23 protein-coding genes are annotated in these 18185 nt (G+C 68.3%); 5 read left to right on the forward strand and 18 right to left on the reverse strand.

Annotated features, from left to right (window positions below; all coding sequences use genetic code 11):
- Nucleotides 1-52: 52 nt before the first annotated feature.
- The 8 genes from AB0B45_RS11755 to AB0B45_RS11790 all read right to left on the reverse strand — a co-directional run bounded on the left by AB0B45_RS11755 (nucleotide 53) and on the right by AB0B45_RS11790 (nucleotide 6150).
- A complete protein-coding gene (locus AB0B45_RS11755; RefSeq protein ID WP_358128670.1) occupies nucleotides 53-1378 on the reverse strand; it encodes an NADH-quinone oxidoreductase subunit D in 1326 nt (441 codons plus the stop codon).
- Nucleotides 1375-2052: an NADH-quinone oxidoreductase subunit C gene (locus AB0B45_RS11760; RefSeq protein ID WP_358128672.1), complete on the reverse strand. Its 678-nt coding sequence runs from the start codon at nucleotides 2050-2052 to the stop codon at nucleotides 1375-1377. Before AB0B45_RS11760 ends, AB0B45_RS11755 begins: the two co-directional genes overlap by 4 nt.
- Nucleotides 2049-2600, reverse strand: a complete 552-nt coding sequence (locus tag AB0B45_RS11765; protein WP_358128673.1) for an NADH-quinone oxidoreductase subunit B family protein — start codon at nucleotides 2598-2600, stop codon at nucleotides 2049-2051. The genes AB0B45_RS11760 and AB0B45_RS11765 overlap by 4 nt, the downstream gene beginning before the upstream one ends.
- A gap of 2 nt (nucleotides 2601-2602) precedes the next feature.
- Nucleotides 2603-2962 (reverse strand): NADH-quinone oxidoreductase subunit A, encoded by a 360-nt coding sequence (locus tag AB0B45_RS11770; RefSeq protein WP_358128674.1) that lies wholly within the window; start codon nucleotides 2960-2962, stop codon nucleotides 2603-2605.
- Nucleotides 2963-3038: 76 nt separating this feature from the next.
- The gene (locus AB0B45_RS11775; RefSeq protein ID WP_358128676.1) at nucleotides 3039-4277 is read right to left on the reverse strand and encodes a geranylgeranyl reductase family protein; all 1239 of its coding nucleotides are present in this window, start codon (nucleotides 4275-4277) and stop codon (nucleotides 3039-3041) included.
- Nucleotides 4278-4558: 281 nt separating this feature from the next.
- Entirely contained in the window at nucleotides 4559-4798 is a 240-nt protein-coding gene (locus AB0B45_RS11780; protein WP_358128678.1) for a DUF397 domain-containing protein, read from the reverse strand.
- A gap of 225 nt (nucleotides 4799-5023) precedes the next feature.
- Nucleotides 5024-5230 carry a DUF397 domain-containing protein gene (locus AB0B45_RS11785; RefSeq protein ID WP_358128680.1) on the reverse strand — a complete coding sequence of 69 codons (207 nt, stop codon included), beginning with the start codon at nucleotides 5228-5230 and terminating at the stop codon, nucleotides 5024-5026.
- Nucleotides 5231-5289: 59 nt separating this feature from the next.
- Nucleotides 5290-6150 carry a DUF5753 domain-containing protein gene (locus AB0B45_RS11790; protein WP_358128681.1) on the reverse strand — a complete coding sequence of 287 codons (861 nt, stop codon included), beginning with the start codon at nucleotides 6148-6150 and terminating at the stop codon, nucleotides 5290-5292.
- Between the two features lie 302 nt (nucleotides 6151-6452).
- Between AB0B45_RS11790 and AB0B45_RS11795 the strand changes: the two genes are divergently transcribed.
- Nucleotides 6453-7076: a hypothetical protein gene (locus tag AB0B45_RS11795; RefSeq protein WP_358128683.1), complete on the forward strand. Its 624-nt coding sequence runs from the start codon at nucleotides 6453-6455 to the stop codon at nucleotides 7074-7076.
- Here the strand turns inward: AB0B45_RS11795 and AB0B45_RS11800 are convergent.
- The gene (locus tag AB0B45_RS11800) at nucleotides 7058-7777 is read right to left on the reverse strand and encodes a demethylmenaquinone methyltransferase (RefSeq protein WP_358128685.1); all 720 of its coding nucleotides are present in this window, start codon (nucleotides 7775-7777) and stop codon (nucleotides 7058-7060) included. The two genes, AB0B45_RS11795 and AB0B45_RS11800, sit on opposite strands and share 19 nt — an antisense overlap.
- A gap of 78 nt (nucleotides 7778-7855) precedes the next feature.
- Here AB0B45_RS11800 and AB0B45_RS11805 point away from each other — a divergent pair, with 78 nt between their 5' ends.
- On the forward strand, nucleotides 7856-9037 hold the full coding sequence (locus tag AB0B45_RS11805; protein WP_358128687.1) for a hypothetical protein: 1182 nt from the start codon (nucleotides 7856-7858) through the stop codon (nucleotides 9035-9037).
- Here the strand turns inward: AB0B45_RS11805 and AB0B45_RS11810 are convergent.
- Nucleotides 9034-9252 (reverse strand): DUF4229 domain-containing protein, encoded by a 219-nt coding sequence (locus AB0B45_RS11810; RefSeq protein ID WP_358128689.1) that lies wholly within the window; start codon nucleotides 9250-9252, stop codon nucleotides 9034-9036. The two genes, AB0B45_RS11805 and AB0B45_RS11810, sit on opposite strands and share 4 nt — an antisense overlap.
- A 255-nt stretch (nucleotides 9253-9507) precedes the next feature.
- Between AB0B45_RS11810 and AB0B45_RS11815 the strand changes: the two genes are divergently transcribed.
- The gene (locus tag AB0B45_RS11815) at nucleotides 9508-9729 is read left to right on the forward strand and encodes a BldC family transcriptional regulator (RefSeq protein WP_026214226.1); all 222 of its coding nucleotides are present in this window, start codon (nucleotides 9508-9510) and stop codon (nucleotides 9727-9729) included.
- Nucleotides 9730-9944: 215 nt separating this feature from the next.
- Here AB0B45_RS11815 and AB0B45_RS11820 read toward each other — a convergent pair whose 3' ends face one another.
- Nucleotides 9945-10187, reverse strand: a complete 243-nt coding sequence (locus tag AB0B45_RS11820) for a hypothetical protein (RefSeq protein WP_358128691.1) — start codon at nucleotides 10185-10187, stop codon at nucleotides 9945-9947.
- Between the two features lie 10 nt (nucleotides 10188-10197).
- The gene (locus tag AB0B45_RS11825; RefSeq protein WP_358128693.1) at nucleotides 10198-11238 is read right to left on the reverse strand and encodes a hypothetical protein; all 1041 of its coding nucleotides are present in this window, start codon (nucleotides 11236-11238) and stop codon (nucleotides 10198-10200) included.
- A 253-nt stretch (nucleotides 11239-11491) separates the two neighbouring features.
- Between AB0B45_RS11825 and AB0B45_RS11830 the strand changes: the two genes are divergently transcribed.
- Nucleotides 11492-11791 (forward strand): PLD nuclease N-terminal domain-containing protein, encoded by a 300-nt coding sequence (locus AB0B45_RS11830; RefSeq protein WP_358128694.1) that lies wholly within the window; start codon nucleotides 11492-11494, stop codon nucleotides 11789-11791.
- A 36-nt stretch (nucleotides 11792-11827) separates the two neighbouring features.
- Here the strand turns inward: AB0B45_RS11830 and ccsA are convergent, their stop codons facing one another.
- From ccsA to AB0B45_RS11855, 5 genes are read right to left on the reverse strand one after another with little or no spacing between them, the layout of a single operon-like run.
- A complete protein-coding gene (gene ccsA, locus AB0B45_RS11835) occupies nucleotides 11828-12826 on the reverse strand; it encodes a cytochrome c biogenesis protein CcsA (protein ID WP_358128696.1) in 999 nt (332 codons plus the stop codon).
- Nucleotides 12816-14372 carry a cytochrome c biogenesis protein ResB gene (locus AB0B45_RS11840; protein WP_358128698.1) on the reverse strand — a complete coding sequence of 519 codons (1557 nt, stop codon included), beginning with the start codon at nucleotides 14370-14372 and terminating at the stop codon, nucleotides 12816-12818. Before AB0B45_RS11840 ends, ccsA begins: the two co-directional genes overlap by 11 nt.
- Nucleotides 14372-15094, reverse strand: a complete 723-nt coding sequence (locus AB0B45_RS11845; protein ID WP_358128700.1) for a cytochrome c biogenesis protein CcdA — start codon at nucleotides 15092-15094, stop codon at nucleotides 14372-14374. Before AB0B45_RS11845 ends, AB0B45_RS11840 begins: the two co-directional genes overlap by 1 nt.
- Nucleotides 15087-15656 carry a TlpA disulfide reductase family protein gene (locus AB0B45_RS11850; RefSeq protein WP_358128702.1) on the reverse strand — a complete coding sequence of 190 codons (570 nt, stop codon included), beginning with the start codon at nucleotides 15654-15656 and terminating at the stop codon, nucleotides 15087-15089. The genes AB0B45_RS11845 and AB0B45_RS11850 overlap by 8 nt, the downstream gene beginning before the upstream one ends.
- Before the next feature lie 56 nt (nucleotides 15657-15712).
- Nucleotides 15713-16345, reverse strand: coding sequence for a histidine phosphatase family protein (locus tag AB0B45_RS11855; protein WP_358128704.1), 633 nt, complete (start codon nucleotides 16343-16345; stop codon nucleotides 15713-15715).
- A gap of 50 nt (nucleotides 16346-16395) precedes the next feature.
- Here AB0B45_RS11855 and AB0B45_RS11860 point away from each other — a divergent pair, with 50 nt between their 5' ends.
- Complete coding sequence (locus AB0B45_RS11860; RefSeq protein ID WP_358128706.1) at nucleotides 16396-17238, forward strand: EamA family transporter; 843 nt, start codon at nucleotides 16396-16398, stop codon at nucleotides 17236-17238.
- Between the two features lie 26 nt (nucleotides 17239-17264).
- Here the strand turns inward: AB0B45_RS11860 and AB0B45_RS11865 are convergent, their stop codons facing one another.
- Complete coding sequence (locus AB0B45_RS11865) at nucleotides 17265-18182, reverse strand: LysR family transcriptional regulator (protein ID WP_358128707.1); 918 nt, start codon at nucleotides 18180-18182, stop codon at nucleotides 17265-17267.
- Nucleotides 18183-18185 lie beyond the last annotated feature (3 nt).

Raw genomic sequence — 18185 nt, forward strand, 5'->3', positions numbered from 1 at the left:
GTCGGACCCATGAGTTGCACTGCTGTGTCCATTGTTCGGTCTCTGCGCTCCCTCACCTGTCAACACCTCCCATGACCGGGTCAATGGATGCCACGGCCGCGATCACGTCGGCGACCTGGCCACCCTCGCAGGTTGCCGGTACGGCCTGCAGGTTCGTGAAGGACGGCTCGCGGAAGTGGACACGGTACGGGCGGGTGCCGCCGTCGCTGACCACGTGCGCGCCGAGCTCGCCGCGGGGAGACTCCACCGAGGCGTAGACCTGGCCGGCCGGAACCCTGAAGCCCTCGGTGACCAGCTTGAAGTGGTGGATCAGCGCTTCCATGGAGCTGCCCATGATGTGCGCGATGTGGTCGGGCGAGTTGCCGAACCCGTCGGGGCCGAGCGCCAGCTGGGCGGGCCAGCCGATCTTCTTGTCCTCGATCATGACGGGCTTGTTCTTCAGCGGTCCCGCGATGCGGTCGAGAGCCTGCTCAATGATCTTGAGCGACTCCTCCATCTCCTTCATGCGAACGAGATAGCGGCCGAAGACGTCGCAGCTCTGCTCGGTGGCGATGTCGAACTCGTAGGTCTCGTACCCGCAGTACGGCTGCGCCTTGCGCAGGTCCCACGGCAGGCCCGCGGCCCTGAGCATCGGACCCGTGACGCCGAGCGCCATGCAGCCGGTCAGGTCGAGGTAGGCCACGTCCTTGGTGCGGCGGGTGTAGACCGGGTTCTCGTCGAGCAGCTTGCGGATGTCCTTGATGCGCTTGGGCATCTCCTTGAGGAACTCGCCGACCTTGTCGACCGTCCCGGCGGGCAGGTCGACGCTCACGCCGCCCGGCCTGACGTAGGCCATGTTCATCCGCAGACCCGTGATGTACTCGAACAGGTCCATGACCATTTCACGGTCGCGGTAGCCGAAGAGGAACGGCGTGGTCGCGCCCAGCTCCATGCCGAACGTGCCCATCGCGACCAGGTGCGAGGAGATCCTGTTGAGCTCCATCATCATGACGCGGATGGCCTGCGCCCGCTCGGGGACGCGGTCCTCGATGCCGAGCAGCCGCTCCACGCCCAGGCAGTAGGCCGTCTCGTTGAACAGCGGCGCGAGGTAGTCCATGCGAGTGACGAACGTGGTCCCCTGGGTCCACGTCCTGAACTCCATGTTCTTCTCGATGCCGGTGTGGAGGTAGCCGATGCCGGTACGGGCCTCGGTGACCGTCTCACCGTCGAGGGTCAGGATGAGCCTGAGCACGCCGTGTGTGGAGGGGTGCTGCGGGCCCATGTTGATGACCAGGCGCTCGTCCTCGGAGTCGCGCACCGCGCCGACGACGTCGTCCCAGTCGGCGCCGTTGACCGAGTAGACCTTGCCCTCGGTCGCCTCGTCGTAGCTCGTACTCATGCGTACGACCTCCTGTTGTCCGGGGAGGGGATCTCGGCGCCGCGGTACTCGACGGGGATGCCGCCGAGCGGGTAGTCCTTGCGCTGCGGGTGACCGTCCCAGTCGTCCGGCATCATGATCCGGGTCAGCGCGGGGTGGCCGTCGAAGACGATCCCGAAGAAGTCGTAGGCCTCACGCTCGTGCCAGTTGTGCGTCGGGTAGACGCTCACCGTGGACGGGATGTGCGGGTCGGAGTCCGGCGCGCTCGCCTCGACGCGGACGCGCCTGTTGTGGGTGATGGAGCACAGGTGGATGACCGCGTGCAGCTCCTCGCCCACGAGGTTCGGGTAGTGGACGCCGCTCACGCCCAGGCTGAGCTCGAAGCGCAGCTCGGGCTCGTCGCGCAGGCGCTGGCAGACCTCCACCAGCTTCTCGCGCTTGACGTGGAGGGTCAGCTCGTTGCGGTCGACGACGACGCGCTCGACGGCGTCGTCGACGAACGACTCCAGCTTGTCGACGAGCTCGTCGAAGTAGCCGCCGTATGGGCGGGGGGTCGACAGGCGGGGCGCCCGCCGTACGACGAGGCCGCCGAAACCGGAGGTGTCGCCGGTGCCGGCCGCGCCGAACATGCCGTGGCGGACCACCGGCTCTTCGGGCAGCCGCTCGCTCGGCACCTCGGGGAGGTTGTCGCTCACTTGGCGGCCTCCTGGTCGATCAGGGGGAGCGTACGGAGCGCCTGCAGCTCGAGCTCGTCGATCTGCTTGGCGCGGTGCGCGCCGAACTTCGTGTTCTGGATCTTGTCGTGCAGCTTCACGATCGCGTCGATCAGCATCTCGGGCCGAGGGGGGCACCCCGGCAGGTAGATGTCGACGGGCACGATGTGGTCGACGCCCTGCACGATGGCGTAGTTGTTGAACATGCCGCCGCTGGAGGCGCACACGCCCATGGCGATGACCCACTTGGGCTCGGCCATCTGGTCGTAGATCTGCCTGAGCACCGGCGCCATCTTCTGCGACACGCGGCCCGCGACGATCATCAGGTCGGCCTGCCGGGGAGACGCCGAAGCGCGCTCCATGCCGAAGCGCGCCAGGTCGTAGTGCGATGCACCGGTTGCCATCAGTTCGATCGCGCAACAGGCGAGACCGAACGTGGCCGGCCACACCGAGTTCTTCCTGGCCCATCCAGCGGCCGCTTCGACCGTGCTGAGGATGAACCCGCTCGGGAGTTTCTCTTCAAGTCCCATATCTAGTCCCAGTCCAGACCCTTGCGGCGCCACACGTAGGCATAGGCTACGAGCACGGTGACGATGAACAGCACCATCTCGACCAGCCCGAAGACCCCGAGCATGTCGAACGACACGGCCCAGGGGTAAAGGAAGATGATCTCGATGTCGAACACGATGAACAGCATCGCGGTGATCATGTATTTCAGCGGGAAGCGTCCACCACCGACGGGCTGGGGCGTCGGCTCGATGCCGCATTCGTAGGCGTCAAGCTTGGCGCGGTTCCAGCGCTTGGGACCGGTGAACGGGGCGATCGCGACCGAGAAGAGCGCGAACCCTCCCGCGAGAACGGCGAGCACCAGGATGGGCACATAGAGATCCATCGCTACGCCTCCTCTCCCATCTCCACGCGCGCGGGCGCGCAGTCTGATCTGTAAGTGTGCCGGGCGGATGAAAGGTTCATGCTGGTGGGACGACCTTCGCGAGAGCGTTGATGATCCGGTCTGACGCGTCGCCTCGCCGGTCGGTGAGATTACCAAGGAGTTTGAGGGCGAAGCGCATCAGCCTGGGGTGGTGCAGCCCATGGCGTGTGCCGAAGCTCATCACGCCAGGCTTCCCAATAGCTTCGACAAACCACCTGCCAAGCGTGAAATATCCGCCGTATGCGTCTTTGAGCACCTGCGGGTAGGCCCGCAGGATCCGCTCCTGCTGCGCGGACGTGGTGCCGCGCAGCGCCTTGACGATCACCTCGGCCGCGATCTCGCCGGTCTCCATGGCGTAGGCGATGCCCTCGCCGTTGAACGGGTTGATCGCGCCGCCCGAGTCGCCCACGAGCACCAGGCCCCGGGTGTAGTGCGGCTGCCTGTTGAACGCCATCGGCAGCGCCGCCCCCCTGATGGAGGTCGTCATGTTGTCCTCGGTGAAGCCCCACTCGGCGGGCATGTTCCTCGTCCACCGCTTGAGCAGGTCGCGGTAGTCGATGTTCTTGAACGCGTCGCTGGTGTTGAGCAACCCGAGGCCCACGTTTGAGGTGCCGTCGCCCACGCCGAACACCCAGCCGTAGCCGGGCAGCAGCGTCTCGCCGTCCCAGAGCTCCAGCCAGATCTCCAGGTAGTCGTCGTCGTGGCGGGGGGACTCGAAGTAGGTCCGTACGGCGACGCCCATCGGGCGGTCTTCCCGCTTGTACAGCCCCATCGCCAGCGCGAGCCTGGTGGAGTTGCCGTCGGCGGCGACCACCAGGCGGCTGCGGTAGGAGACGCCGTCCTTGGTCGTGACGCCGACGATGTGGCCGCTGCGGTCGTCCAGGATCGGGCCGGTGACGTTGACGCCCTCCATCAGGCGGACGCCGCCCTTCACCGCGTTGGCCGCGACGATGTGGTCGAAGTCCTGCCTGGTGCGCACGAGGCCGAAGTCGGGGAAGCTGTCGAGCTGCGGCCAGTCGAGGTCGTAGCGCCCGCCGCCGCCCACGACGCGCAGGCCCTTGTTCCTGACCCAGCCGGGGGCGTCGATGTCGACGCCCATGTTCATGAGCTGCTTGACCGCCCGCGGGGTCAGACCGTCGCCGCAGACCTTCTCACGGGGGAAGCGCGTCTTCTCGAGAAGCAGGACGTCGAGCCCGGCCTGGGCGAGATAGAACGCCGTCGCCGAACCCGCGGGACCCGCGCCGACGACGATGACGTCAGCGTCGGTCGCGTTCACTGTCGCGCCCGCTTCGCCGCTGGCCGGCTCGTTCCTCGCGCTGTCACGGCGGGCTCCTGCGCTTGCCTGATGTCGGCTGGCACGGTCACGGACCTGTCCTGTCCTACACGCTGGTCGGCCTCGGAGTGTTGGCCTTCGTTCCTTTGTGAAGCTCTTCACAAACTTTGTCGGCACGCAGTCTAGCGCTTTTCCGGCACCAGGTGGCAGCCGGGTAGGCGCTTACCCATGAAGAAGGCCCCCCGTCCACGACAGAGGGCCTTGACTCGAGCACCGGTTCGGGGTCAGACGTCGAACTCGGCGTTGCGAACCCCGGCGACGAACGCCCGCCACTCACCCAGTGTGAAGGCCAGCACCCCGCCCGACGGGTCCTTCGAGTCCCGGATCATCACCCCGCCGTCGGCACCCCGAGCGAACTCGACGCACTCCCCTGTCGGGCCACTGAATGAGCTCTTGCGCCAGGTGGTGTCCGGGCCGCTAGAAGGGACGCTGGGAAGATCTGCCCCGAACACCGCACTGTTCACATCTCATCCAAGAAGAAGTAGGCGCAATGGCGCGTCGTCGCAGCCGCGCGCAGGTGTGGACCAACGGGCCAATCCTGAAGGGATTGAACCTCAAGATCGTCGATCGACACCAGACAGTTATCAAAACGAGGCTGGCAGGTTAGAAACTTATCACCCTTATACTCTGGATACTACGGTCTTACCTGCACAAATGCCCGCACGGGCGGCCGCGCCCGCCCGTGCCGTTCACTCCTCGTCGAACTCGCCGTTCATCACCCCGGCGAGGAAGGCCTTCCACTCCGCGAGGCTGAACACCAGGACCGCGCCGTCCGGCTGCTTGGAGTCCCTGACGAGCCTTGCCTGGCCGGCCCTTGCGACCTCCACGCACTCACCGCTGATGTTGCTGAAGCTGCTCTTGCGCCACACGATCTCTTCAGAGGTCGTTGACTCCATGGGCATATCCTCACTGTCGGGGGGCCAAGGAGGGCATACCCCAACAGAGAGAGGCCAATTCACCGAGCGTGCTCTCCGATGAGTTTCAGCGAATCCTCTTCCGATAGCGCGGAGGCGGACACCTGGTCAAAGACACGCTCGTAGGCGAAAGTCTTCTGTTCGTTCTCCTCGAGAATCGCGTCGGTGGCGTTTTCGATGTAGATGAGGTCGTCGTGAAGCCGATCGAGCCCCTCACGCTGCGGAAACTTCAGCAGAACGAAGCTGTGATAGGCCGACGAGCGGTCGAGCGGCACCACCCGAACGGAGACGTTCGGCAGCTCGGCAACCTGGAGCACGTGCCTGAGCTGGTTACGCATGACTTCGGCTGAGCCGAACCTCCGCAGGATTACCGACTCCTCGAGCAGAGCCACGAGTTTCAGCGGATCGGGCGTCTCGAGAATGCGCCCTCGCCGCGCTCGTACTTTGACCAGCCGGTCAATGTGCGTCTGCGGCTGCGGGCTCCACGCGTCGCCGAAGCTTATGAGCGCCTGGGCGTATTCGGCGGTCTGCAACAAGCCGGGAAAGATGACGTTCTGCCATGTGAGCATGGTCTCGGCACCGGACTCGAGGCCGATGAAGGTGGCGTAGGACTCGGACAGCGAGTCGCCGTGCGCCTCCCACCAGCCCTTGCCCTCCGCCTCCGCCGCCAGAGCGAGCAAGGCTTCACGGACGGCGGGCCGTACCTGATAGAAGTCGGCCAGCCTGGCGACATCCTCGCGATGGGCGGCCACTTGGGCCTTCTCCATGCGGGACACCTTGGATGAGGATCCGTCCAGGACCTGGGCGACCTGGGTGCCCGTTACCTGGGCATCCTCGCGGAGTCGACGCAGCTCTGCGGCGAGACGGCGTCGGCTGACGGTGGGGCTCGGCTCCCGCGCCACTCAGCTCTCCTCACAAGCGTGTCGAAGTACTACCCATCGCTTGGAAGGGTTGAACCCTTCCAAAGGCGGGCATCTCTCCAATAATCCCAGCGGGAATTGCACGACACTTCCCGGAGGGAAATCTTCATTCTAGCTCTTGGCCGTGCGAGAAGCGGTGAATCGACGTGAAGAAGCGCGCACCTCCCCCACGAACGTTCGAGCCGGATGTCCACGCAGACGACGCGGGCGGATGGTCCCAGCTCCATCCGCCCGGAAGTCCCTCAGCACCGCGTACCTACGACAGGGCATCGGAGCCGTGAGACATGACCAGAGTCACCCCCCGGTGTGGATCGCGCAAGGGGAGCTTCCTCCTCTGGAGCTCGGCGAATATCGGCACGACGAAGAACGACCCCCGCTTACGCGAAGCGGTAGGTGACGGCGGCGGACATCCGCGCAACCACCCGCGCATCCCGCAGGCGCGGGACCTGCCCGCGCGCCTCGGGGCGGTGTTCAGGTGGCGGACGGAGGCGGCGGTGGCCGGCCTGCTCTCGATGGCCGCCGCCCAGGTGGCGGCGTGGACGAACGGCCTCACGGCGGGAATGGCCGTGGTCGGCGTCGCGCTCGCCTGCACGGGCACGCCGTACGTCAGGCGGGAGATCGTGGGCCAGGCGGTGGCGGTGATCGTACGGCACCGCTTCCAGGGCCTGGCGAAGAGGACGTCCATGCGCACGGAGAAGGGCCGCCTCCCGCTCGTGCTCAGGATGAGCGTGGAAGGCACGAGCGTGCTGCTGCTCCTCGGGTTGCGGTCGGGGCTGAGCCTCGAACTGCTGGAGGACTACGCGGCCGAGATCAGGACCGCCTGCCTGGCGCAGGCGGTCGTCTTCTACCGGCACCCGGCCAACGGCGGCCTGGTGACCATGGAAGTGGTTCAGCCCTGGGGCTTGTAGCCCCGGTGGATGGCGACGATGCCAAGGTTGAGGTTGCGCCAGGCGACCCGCTCCCAGCCGGCCCGCTGGATGATCCTGGCCAGGGCCGGCTGGTCGTGCCAGTCCCTGATGGACTCGGCGAGGTACTCGTAGGAGTCGTCGTTCGAGCCGAAGACCTTGGCCACCACGGGCAGCAGCTTCATCAGGTACTCCCGGTAGACCAGGTCGAAGGACTTGACCGTCACGTGGGAGAACTCGAGGATCACCAGCTTGCCGCCCGGCTTGGTGACGCGGAGCATCTCGCGCAGCGCCTGCTCGGTGTCGTGTACGTTCCGCAGGGCCACCGAGATCGTCACGGCGTCGAAGACATCGTCGGCGAACGGCAGGTTCAGCGCGTCGCCCGCGATGAACGGCACGCCCCTGCCCGTGAGGGCGTTGCCGCCCCTGCGCCTGACGCCGGTGGCGAGCATGCCGAGGGAGAAGTCGGAGGCGATCGCGCGGGCGCCGAGCCCGGTGAAGGAGTCGGTGGAGGTGCCCGTTCCGGCCCCGAGGTCGAGGACGATCTCGCCAGGGCCCGCGTCGACGGCCTCGGCGACGGCCTTGCGCCACAACCGCACCTGGCCGAGCGAGATGACGTCGTTCACGAGGTCGTATCGCTTGGCCGTGCGATCGAACATCGCGGCGACCTCATGCGGCTGCTTGTCCAACTGAGCGCGGGTCATGGGGACAAGCCTAGGGCTTAAGCGACAATAAACCGGAAGTAGCAACTCGATTACTCAGAGTCTGCTAAGACTTTGCAAATGCTTGCCCGAACCACCCTCGCGGCGCTCGTCGCCGTCATGCCCATCGCGCACGCACGCGTGGTGGCGACGAATCCCGTCGACACCACGCCCCATGTCCTCGATGGCATTGTCAACGCCATCACCGTGGTCGGCGACACGGTCGTCGTCGGCGGCGCCTTCACCGAGGTGAGCGACGCAAGCCAGTCATTCACCGTGGAACGTGACAATCTCTTTGCCTACAACCTGCATACGGGCGAGATCCTGCCGGACTTCGCCCCCTCGTTCGCGGAGCCCGTCTACGCGCTGGCCCCCGGCGCGGGCGACACCGTCTACGTCGGCGGCAGCGGTCTCGTACGGCTGCGCATGGCCGACGGCTCCGCCGTGGAGAGTTTCGACCCGCGCATCAGCGGCGGCACGGTCTCGACCCTGGCCATGAGCGGTTCGAAGCTGTACGTCGGCGGCGACTTCACCAGCCCGCGCGTGGCTCTGGCCAGGCTCAACGCCACGACGGGCGCGCCCGACCCCGGCTTCGCGATCAGACCGGGCGCCCCGCGCACTCCCAAGGTCAAAGTGCACGCGCTGGCCGTCTCACGCGACCGGCTGATCGTCGACGGCAGCTTCACCACCCTGGACGGCCTGCCCAGAGCCCAGCTCGGCCTGATCGACATCAGCCATGTACGGGCGAAGGTCGCCGACTGGCGCACCGACGCCTACGCCGCGACGTGCATGGACGTCTTCCCCTCCTACGTGCGAGGCCTCGACGTCGCCCCCGACGGGAGCTACTTCGTCATCGTCACGACGGGCGGCCCAGGCCGCGGGGGCAAGCTGTGCGACAGTGCGACCAGGTTCGAGACCCACGCCACGGGCGTCAGGGTCAAGCCGACCTGGGTCAACTACACAGGCGGCGATTCGCTCTATTCGGTGGCCGTGACGGGCGCGGCCGTCTACGTAGGCGGCCATCAACGCTGGATGGACAATCCGCGGGGCCGAGACTCGGCGGGACCCGGGGCAGTGCCACGCGAGGGGATCGCGGCCATTCACCCCCGCTCAGGAAAGGCGCTCAGCTGGAATCCCGGCAGGGAGCGTGGGATCGGAGTCAAGGCATTTCTGGCGCACAAGGACGGACTACTCGTTGGTAGTGACACAACGCGACTGGGACGGGAGTACCATGCCCGGATTGGCATGTTCCCCCTGCCCTAGTCGTCCTCCGGCTTCGGCCGGTCGACCTTGTCGCTGATGCGTGCGCTCATGGCGTCACGCTGCTTGGACAGCAGGACGTAGCTGGCAATCCCACTGATCACGAACGCCACGGCGATCAAGAGCAGTGGGTCTCGGACGTTCAACAGGTACAGCACACCCAGGGTCACGACAAACAGGCTGATCCGCGACGCGGTGTAAACGAGAACGGGACGCACAGGTCGAGGTTACTCGGCCCTGAGGTCGGTCGCTCTACGCACCAGGCGCGAGCGCTGCTACTGTTCCCAGTAAGGCGCTTTCGTAAAGAAACACCCACGAGAGCCCCAAAAAGGCTCTATCATATAACAATCGGGCAGTCGGCCGATAACATCCCGTGATCTTTGTTGAAAAGCGCGGATATATCAGGCTTCGCTCGACACACTGGGTACCTGTCCGCCCGCTGGCAGGAAGCGGGATGCGAGGGGGAGAGATTGGTGGAGAGTAGCAGCGAGCGTCTGCTGACGCCGGGAGAGGTCGCCGCCCTCTTTCGGGTAGACCCAAAGACGGTGACGCGCTGGGCCGCGGCAGGCCGCATCAGTAGCATCCGTACCCCCGGAGGGCACCGTCGCTTCCGCGAGTCGGAAGTACACGCCCTTCTTCGTGGCGAGGACGTCCTTACGGCCGACCGGCCCGCAGGTGAGTCCCCGCGCGTCTGACGTCCGTCATCGGTGATCCTGCGCGTGCAACCCGGAAACACGCAGGGTCACCCGACAGACCTGTCAGCCGTACGGCAAGCCAAGCCGAGCCCACCGCGGGCACGTGGCCGAGGCCCGTCCTCCACGCCACTCCAGCGGGACTCCGGCCGGCCGCCGTCACGTCGCACGGTCCAAGGGTCGAGTCGTGATGCGCTCCCCCGCCCCGCCCGTGAGGGTCAGCCGTCCTCCTGCTCGGACTTGAAGGCGAGGAACGCGCGCTCCAGCTCGTCGTTCTCCTCCTTCCACCGCCTTCGCCGCTCGGCCAGTTCCTCCTCGGTCAGCGCCTCGGCCAGCCACCGCTCGTAGTCCGGGTCGCCGGGCCCCACCTCGACGTACGCGTTGCCGATGAGACGCCCGTCTTCGCTGGTCAGGCTCTCCGGCACGCGCAGAGTCCCGTCAGCGAGCCGGATCACGTACATGGCTGATCACCTAGATTCCGTAGCGCCGGTTGAAGAACAACATGACATTGAGCGCCATCCGCGTGTCACCGCCCAACATGTCGACCAGAGCGGGGCGCTGGCGCGAGGCGATCGCCGCGAAGGCGTCCGCGAAGAACTCCTTGCGCCCGAGCCCGCCGCCCTGGCGGTGGAAGGAAGAGGCCAGAAGGGGTTCGGCCTGCTCGTAGAGTGCCACGAACTCCGGGGAGTCCGACACCCAATCGCCGTACGGCGCGTCGACGTCGTCGATGGCGTGGCCGACCTCGTGCATCATCACGTCCGGCGTGGGTGAGGGGCGGTCGCCGACGACGATCTTGCGGTCGCCGTACGCGCCCGCGCAGATGTCCCACGTCGCCCGTCCCGACGGGAGCGGCGCTCCGCGCAGGTAGCCCATGTCGTCGAGGTCGGGGACGCCGCCCTCGCCGACGTAGATGCCCTCCAGCCCGTCGGCGAGCAGTTCCTTGAGCCGTTCCGGCAGCCTGGCCAGGCTGTCCACGGCTCTGACGGCGTCGGCCGACGGCGGGCCGTTCCTGGCGTCCCACTGGCGGTGCAGGATGGCTTCGAGGCGCCCGCAGTGGGTCAGCCCGTCGCCCTTGGCCGGTACGTCGGGCCGGTTGGGCTGCGCTCTCGGGCGCTCGTCGACTCGCTCGAAGTCCTGCCAGGTGTACTGCGGCCGGTCGATCACGGAGGCGGCGTGACGGTCGCTCCTGACGCCGTCGCCGCGTTCCTTCTCCAGGCCTCCCGCGTAGGGATGCCCGCCCGCCCTCCCGTCCTGGCGGTACAGGCTCTCGTACGGCCTGCCGTACACAGGACCGGCAGGCCGCGCCGTGCCGCGCTCAGCGGGCCACACGGGCGGCCCCTGCTCGGGGCCGCTCTCGGGCTCCTGCGGACGGTCGGCCCTGTCACCGCCCCAGAACGACTCGCGTGCCGCGTCCGAACGACGCGACGACAGGTAGGAACCTCTCCGCCACCAACGACTGCCCCTTCGATGACGGCCCCTGTCGCCGGTCCGCCGATCGTCAGAAAAGGCCATCGCACCTCTCCACGACGTTGGAGCCGCCGGCTCCATGCCCTCGCCCGCGGCGCGGCGCCGCGGTGACCGCTCTCCCGCGTCATCCCTGCGCGGGAACTTCGAGACGTGCAGTCGCCCGGGCGGTGCCCTGTGGCGCCTCCTTGGCCGGGCTCCCGAGAAACAGCTACCACGGTACGACGCCGATCTTCCCGAGTCACCCGATATGGGGCAGCACGCCGGCACGATCACGTGATTGATGGCCTACAGTACGGGCATGCCTGGCGTGCTTCTCGGACTGGCTGTTCTGGCCTTCTGGCTCTACTCGTTGTTCGACGTCATCACGACTCCCGACGAGGAGTCCAGGAACCTGCCGAAGATCCTCTGGGTGCTCATCGTCGTCTTCGTGCCGCTGATCGGCAGCGTGTTCTGGCTGCTGCTCGGCCGTCCGACCCGTTCACGCCCGTTCCATCTGCCGGGCCGCTCCATCATGGACAAGGGCGAGGCCCCCCGCGGCCCCGACGATGACCCCGACTTCCTGCGCGACCTCGACCGTCGCATGCGCGACGACGACTGACCGACACCGCCGCCACTCGCGGCACGTGGCGGCGGGTCAGCCGCCGACGTCGGCGTAGCTGTGCAGGCCGCCGAGGAAGATGTTGACGCCCACCAGATTGAACAGCAGGCACGCGAACGCCACCAGCTGCACGATCGTGGCGGCGCGCCCGCGCCAGCCCGCGGTGGCGCGCGAGTGCAGGTAGGCGGCGTAGGCGATCCACGTGATGAACGCCCAGATCTCCTTCGGGTCCCAGCCCCAGTAGCGGCCCCACGCCTTGTCGGCCCACATCGCCCCCGCGATGACGGCGAACGTCCAGATCGGGAAGGCCAGCACGATCGCCCTGTGGGCGACCCGCTCGAGGTCGTCGCGAACGGGCAGGCGGGAGAAGCCCTCGCCGCGGAGCAGGTAGAGGATGCCTGAGACGCCCGCCACGATGAACAGGCCACTGGCGATGACCGCGGCCGAGACGTGGATGGCGATCCAGTAGGAGTTCAGCGCGGGGACCACGGGGCCCGCCTGGACGTGCAGCCAGATGACCGCGAACCCGAGCCCGAGCGCCGCCGTCACCATGACGAACGCGCCGAGGAAGCGGACGTTGGCCCGCAGCTGGGTCACCAGGAAGGCGGTCACCGCGGCGAAGCAGATGGCGACCACGAATTCGTACATGTTGCCCCACGGCCAGCGGCCGACGGACACGCCGCGGGTGACGATGGAGCCCAGGTTGGCGGCCCAGCCGAGCCAGCCGAGCACGACGGCGATCCGCCCCGCGATGGGCGCCCACGAGGGCGGCTCGGGCGGGCTGACGACGACGGCGCCACCCCCTGCCTCGGCCAGACCGCCTCCTGAGGAGCCTGCGGCGACCGTGGCCTTCGCGGCGTCGGGCACGCCCTCGGTGACCCCGGCCTCGGTGACGGTGATCGAGGTGGCGCCCGAGTTGGTGCGGGCCCTGCCGAACGCCAGCTCGAGCGCGAACCCGATCATCGCGGCCAGGTAGAGCAGCACTGTCGCGAGGACGAGGTCGTCGCTCAGTCCTGCCAGTTGGTCAGCGGACATCCTTCACTCCTGCGGATAGGACCTTGACGATGTCGGCGAACTCCTCGGCGAAGCCCGCACCCGAGCCTTCTGTGCGCGTCAGCCCGCCCACGTCCGCGGCGCCGTCCTTGATCCGGACGAAGACGCGGCGGCGGCGGATCATGAGCGACATGACCAGGGCGACGGTCGCGAGCGCGGAGGCCAGCAGCGCTGGCATGCGTCCTGGGTCGTGGGCGATCTGGAGCGTCATCCACTCCTTCACACCGGTGAACTCGATCTTCCCCACGCCGCCCGGCAGGTCGAATGACTGGCCGACCGCCAGCGGCTCGGGCGCCTTCGACCCCATGACGAGGGGGTTCAGCTTCTTCATGACCTCGGGCGGCGCCAGCTCGTACACCGACTGCGGCTTGCCCGACCGCACGCCCAGGTCACCGGAGAAGGCTCCGAGGATCTTCGCCTCGGGATTGGCGGCACCGGGGAAGGCGGAGACGGAGCTGCCGTCGCCCAGCCGCACGCTGGTCGGCAGGAAGGTGAGCAGGAGGCCCAGCTGCGTGGGCTGGGCGTCGGGCACCTTGACGACGCAGCCGGAGGTCAGCGTCGCCTTCTGCTCGATGAGGCACGGCACGGGCCCGTCGAAGGCCACCTGCCCCTTGCCGTCGGTCACCTTGAACACGGGCGCGTAGCCGTGGCCGATCAGGTAGGTGAGCGTGCCCGCGATGTCGAGCGGCTCGTTGACCTTGAGGTCGTAGTCGCGCGGGGCGGCCTCGGGCGAGTCCTGCACCGACAGCTTGGCGGTGTAGGCGAGCTCCTGGCCGCGCTTGGCGCCCCCGACCTGGTAGGAGGCCTGGAAGTCCTTCAGCGTGAAGGAGAACGGCTCCAGCGACTCGGCGGAGACCCGGTTGCCCGGCATGTAGCGGTCGTAGGCGGCCACGGTGTTGGCGAAGCCGTCGCCCTCGACGACCAGCACGTTGCCGCGGTAGCCGTACAGGGAGCCGATCCCGACCGAGACCAGCAGGCCGAGCAGCGCGACGTGGAAGAGCAGGTTGCCCGTCTCGCGCAGGTAGCCCTTCTCCGCCGACACCCAGCCGGGTCCCGTGGTCACCCTGAAGCGCAGCTTCCGCAGCCTGCGGGCCGCCTCCTCGGCGTCGAGCGAGCCCTCGACCGCGGCGTGGTACGGCAGGCGCGACAGGTTCTTCGGGGCCGTCGGCGGCTTGCGGCGCAGCTCCTTCAGGTAGGTGGTGGTGCGCGGGACGACGCAGCCGATCAGCGAGGTGAACAGCAGCAGGTAGATGGCCGCGAACCAGGGCGCGCTGAAGACGTCGAACAGGTGGAGCCTGTCGTACCACTCGGCCAGCGCCGGATCGTTCTGGTAGATCAGCGCGACCTTGTCGGGTTCGACCGAGCGCTGCGGCACCAGCGAGCCGGGGATGGAGGCCAGCGCGAACAGGAACAGCAGGATGAGCGCGGTCTTCATCGAGGTCAGCGTGCGCCAGAACCAGCGCAGCCAACCGACGAGGCCGAGCCTGGCGGGCTTGGGCGTCTCCGTCTGCAGCTCGTCGACCGTCATCAGATCACCGGCTCGAATCCGCCGATCCACGTCTGCATGCCCGCGATGATCTGCCCCCAGAACCCGGTGACGAGCAGGAGGCCGACCGTCACGAGCATGCCGCCGCCGATCCTGGTGATGAGCCGTGAGTGCTTGCGGATGGCGCGGAAGGTGCGCAGCGCCTTGCTGTAGGCCAGGGCTGCGATCACGAACGGCAGGCCGAGCCCGAGGGCGTAGGCGACGGCGAGGAAGGCGCCTCTGGCCGCGCTGCCCTCGTTGTAGCCGAGCGAGAGCACGACGGCGAGCGTGGGACCGATGCACGGGGTCCAGCCCAGGCCGAACACCACGCCGAGCAGCGGCGCTCCCGCCAGCCCCGCGTTGGGCACCCGGTGGATGCGCACGTCGCGCATGAGCCCGGGGATGACGCCGAGGAAGGCGAGGCCGAGCACGATCGTCAGCACGCCGACGATCTTCGTGATGACATCGGCGCTGCCGTACAGGGCCGAGCCGAGGCCGCCGAACAGCGCGCCGCCCGCGACGAACACCACCGCGAAGCCCGCGACGAACAGGCCGGTGCCGAGCACCAGCCTGCCGCGCTTGGGGTCGGCGCTCATGCCCGTCACGTACGACAGGTAGCCGGGCACCAGCGGGAGCACGCACGGCGACAGGAACGACACCAGGCCCGCCAGCACCGCGATCGGCACGGCGAGCAGCAGCGAGCCCGAGGCGACGACGTCACTCATCGCGCACCTGGGTCACGGCTTTGAGCAGGTCGTTGTACTTGACCGCGCCGAGCGCCCTGGCCGCCACCCTGCCCTGCTCGTCGATGATGAGCGTGGAAGGGATCGCGGCGGGCGGCACGGTGCCCTGGAACGACAGCGCCACCTTGCCCGGCTGGTCGAAGATGCTGGGGTAGCCGGGCTGCTCGGTGCGCTCGAAGGCCAGCGCGTCGGCCTGGCGGTCCTTGAAGTCGATGCCGACGAACTCCACGCCCGCCGACTTGGTCTTGGCGTGGATGTCCTTGAGCACCGGCGCCTCTGCCCTGCAGGGGCCGCACCACGAGGCCCAGAAGTTGAGCACGACGACCTTGCCCTTGTGCGCGGCGATCGAGGCCTTGGAGCCGTCGAGGGTCGTGCCCTCGACGGCGGGCGCCTGCTTGCGGTCGGCCGCGGGGAACACGGTCACCTTGCCGTCGCCCGCGACGAACCTGGTGTCGCCCGCCTGGGGCTGACCGCTCGCGCTGCCAGCGCAGCCGGAGACGGCGAGCATGGCCACGAGGACGAGGGCATGGGGTTTCGCGCGCACGGGAGAATGATCTCCTTGTACTACAGCCGGTAGAGCTTGCCACTCTACCGGCGGAGTCACGCGCCCGGGACGCTGGGGCCGCCCTTGACGAGCGCGGCGGCGGGCTCGCTGTAGCCGATGCTGACCAGCCTGTCGCCCTCGAACGTGAAGGTGGTCAGGCTGGCGAGCGCGCACTGGCGGCGGCGGGGGTCGTGCCACAGCCTGCGTCCTTCCGCCGCCGTCCTGATCATCCAGATCGGCAGCTGGTGGCTGACCAGCACCGCCTCGTGGCCGCGGGACTCGACGCGCGCGCTGTCGACCATGGCCCGCATCCGCGCCACGACCTGCACGTACGGCTCGCCCCACGAGGGCCGTCCCGGATGCCAGAAGTGGCGGAAGTTGCGCGGGCTCCTGACCAGGCCCGCGACCTTCCGGCCTTCGAGCACGTTGCCCGCCTCGATCAGCCGGTCGTCGAGGACGACCTCGAGCCCGAGCTTGTCGGCCACGGGGGCGGCGGTCTCCTGCGCGCGTTCGAGCGGGGAGCTGTAGACGCGGACGATGTCGCGGTCGGCCACGGACTTGGCGACCGTCTCGGCCATGAGGTGGCCGGTCTCCGACAAGTGGTAGCCGGGCAGCCTGCCGTACAGAATGCCTTGGGGATTGTGCACCTCGCCGTGCCGCAGCAGGTGAACGACGGTGGTCTCAGCCATGGTGGCCCCACCCTATCCGTTCCGATCGTTACGCCTGCGAAAGTGGAGGTGTGAACCCCCTCGCACTCGCCCTCGTCATGGTCGCCGCCGTCTCCCACGCCGGATGGAACCTGCTGAGCAAGCAGGCCGCGAAAGCCGACGCCGTGGTCTTCCTGTGGTTGGTCGCCGCCGCGTCGACCGTGCTGTGGACGCCCGCCGCGCTCGTCTCCGGCGCCGTGCCGTCGTGGCGCGTGGTGCCGCTGATCTGCGTGAGCACGTCCCTGCACCTGGCCTACTTCGTGCTGCTCCAGCGCGGCTACCGCTACGGCGACCTGTCGGTGGTCTACCCGGTGGCGAGGGGCACGGGGCCGATGCTGGCCAGCACCGTCGCCGTGGTGTTCCTCGGCGAGCACCCGACACACCTCGGCATCGCGGGCATCCTGCTGGTGGGCGTCGGCGTGTTCCTGCTCAGCGGGGGCGGCGCGGGAGACGTCAAGGGGCTGCTGTTCGGGCTGATGACGGGCATGTTCATCGCCGCCTACACCGTCTGGGACGCCCAGATGGTGAAGGAGTTCGCGGTCGTCCCGATGGTGCTGATCTATCTCGGCGAGATGTTCAGGATGCTGGCGATCACGCCGTTCGTGCTCGGGGGCAGGCGGCGGCTGATCGCCGAGGTGTGGCGGGAGCACTGGAAGCGGGTGCTGGGCGCGGCCGTGCTGGTGCCGCTGTCGTACCTGCTGGCGCTGTTCGCCTTCCGGCTGGCGCCGGTCAGCGTGGTCGCGCCGATGCGGGAGGTGAGCGTGCTGATCGCGGTCGTTATGGGAGGGCGACTGCTGGCCGAGGGCGACCTGCGGCGCCGGCTGGTCGCCGCGGGGGTCATCCTCGGCGGGATGGTCGCGATCGCGATCAGCTGAGAGGGGTGCGCACGCACCCCTCGTGATCAGCTGATCCAGCCGAGCTCCAGCTCCTTGCTGGCCTCCACGAGCGCCTCGACGGCCGCGCGGATCGCGGGCCGCCTGGCCGCGTCCTTGCGCCACAGCGCGTAGATGCGGCGGGTCTGCCTGGGCCTGATCGGGACCATCCGCACCCCCGCGGGGACGTGGACCCTGCCGAGCCTTGGCACGATCGCGCAGCCGAGGCCCGCCTCGACGAGCGCGAGCTGGGTCGGGTACTCGTCGGCGGTGCAGGCGATCTCGGGCTCGAGCTCGGCGCTGCGCAGGGTGAACACCAGCCAGTCATGGCAGATCGTGCCGGCCGAGGAGCTGATCCACCTGTCGTCGCACAGCTCGGCCAGCTCCACCTCCTTGCGCTCGGCCAGCGGGTGGGCGGCGGGCATGGCGACGTCGGCGATGTCGTCGAGCAGTGTCGCCCTCGACAAGCCCTCCGGTACGGCGAGCGGCCTGTTCATCCAGTCCTGCACGACCACGAGGTCGAGCTCGCCCCGCGCGACCTCCCTGAGCTGCCGCTCGGGCTCGCGCTCGCTCAGGTGCACGGCCAGGTCGGGATGGCGCTGCCGCAGCAGGTTCAGCGCCTGCGGCATCAGGCCCCTGGCGGCCGTCGGGAACGCGCCCACGGCGAGCCTGCCGACGACCTCGCCGCGCAGCGCCTCGAAGTCGGCCTCGGCGGTCTCCACCAGGGCCAGGATGCGTTCCGCGTGCTCGGCGAGCAGCCCTGCGGCGTCGGTGAGCTTCACGCCCCTGCCGTTGCGTTCGAGCAGCGTCGCGCCCGTCTCCCGCTCCAGCTTGGCGAGCTGCTGGGAGACGGCGGACGGTGTGACCATCAGCGCGTCGGCGGCGGCGCCCACCGACCCGTAAACATGGACGGCATGCAGCGCCTTCAGCCGGTTCAGGTCGAGCATGTA

Origin of the sequence: Nonomuraea sp. NPDC049152, from assembly GCF_040648355.1 — a bacterium.
GTDB lineage: Bacteria > Actinomycetota > Actinomycetes > Streptosporangiales > Streptosporangiaceae > Nonomuraea.

Excerpts from the sequence above, each read along its gene's own strand:
- AB0B45_RS11865 (WP_358128707.1), bottom strand. The coding sequence starts at position 18,182 with ATGCTCGACCTGAACCGGCTGAAGGCGCTGCATGCCGTCCATGTTTAC.
- AB0B45_RS11785 (WP_358128680.1), bottom strand. The coding sequence starts at position 5,230 with ATGGAGTCAACGACCTCTGAAGAGATCGTGTGGCGCAAGAGCAGCTTC.
- AB0B45_RS11825 (WP_358128693.1), bottom strand. The coding sequence starts at position 11,238 with ATGGCCTTTTCTGACGATCGGCGGACCGGCGACAGGGGCCGTCATCGA.
- AB0B45_RS11830 (WP_358128694.1), top strand. The coding sequence starts at position 11,492 with ATGCCTGGCGTGCTTCTCGGACTGGCTGTTCTGGCCTTCTGGCTCTAC.
- AB0B45_RS11840 (WP_358128698.1), bottom strand. The coding sequence starts at position 14,372 with ATGACGGTCGACGAGCTGCAGACGGAGACGCCCAAGCCCGCCAGGCTC.
- AB0B45_RS11855 (WP_358128704.1), bottom strand. The coding sequence starts at position 16,345 with ATGGCTGAGACCACCGTCGTTCACCTGCTGCGGCACGGCGAGGTGCAC.
- AB0B45_RS11820 (WP_358128691.1), bottom strand. The coding sequence starts at position 10,187 with ATGTACGTGATCCGGCTCGCTGACGGGACTCTGCGCGTGCCGGAGAGC.
- AB0B45_RS11845 (WP_358128700.1), bottom strand. The coding sequence starts at position 15,094 with ATGAGTGACGTCGTCGCCTCGGGCTCGCTGCTGCTCGCCGTGCCGATC.
- ccsA (WP_358128696.1), bottom strand. The coding sequence starts at position 12,826 with ATGTCCGCTGACCAACTGGCAGGACTGAGCGACGACCTCGTCCTCGCG.
- AB0B45_RS11770 (WP_358128674.1), bottom strand. The coding sequence starts at position 2,962 with ATGGATCTCTATGTGCCCATCCTGGTGCTCGCCGTTCTCGCGGGAGGG.
- AB0B45_RS11765 (WP_358128673.1), bottom strand. The coding sequence starts at position 2,600 with ATGGGACTTGAAGAGAAACTCCCGAGCGGGTTCATCCTCAGCACGGTC.
- AB0B45_RS11755 (WP_358128670.1), bottom strand. The coding sequence starts at position 1,378 with ATGAGTACGAGCTACGACGAGGCGACCGAGGGCAAGGTCTACTCGGTC.
- AB0B45_RS11795 (WP_358128683.1), top strand. The coding sequence starts at position 6,453 with ATGACCAGAGTCACCCCCCGGTGTGGATCGCGCAAGGGGAGCTTCCTC.
- AB0B45_RS11800 (WP_358128685.1), bottom strand. The coding sequence starts at position 7,777 with ATGACCCGCGCTCAGTTGGACAAGCAGCCGCATGAGGTCGCCGCGATG.
- AB0B45_RS11805 (WP_358128687.1), top strand. The coding sequence starts at position 7,856 with ATGCTTGCCCGAACCACCCTCGCGGCGCTCGTCGCCGTCATGCCCATC.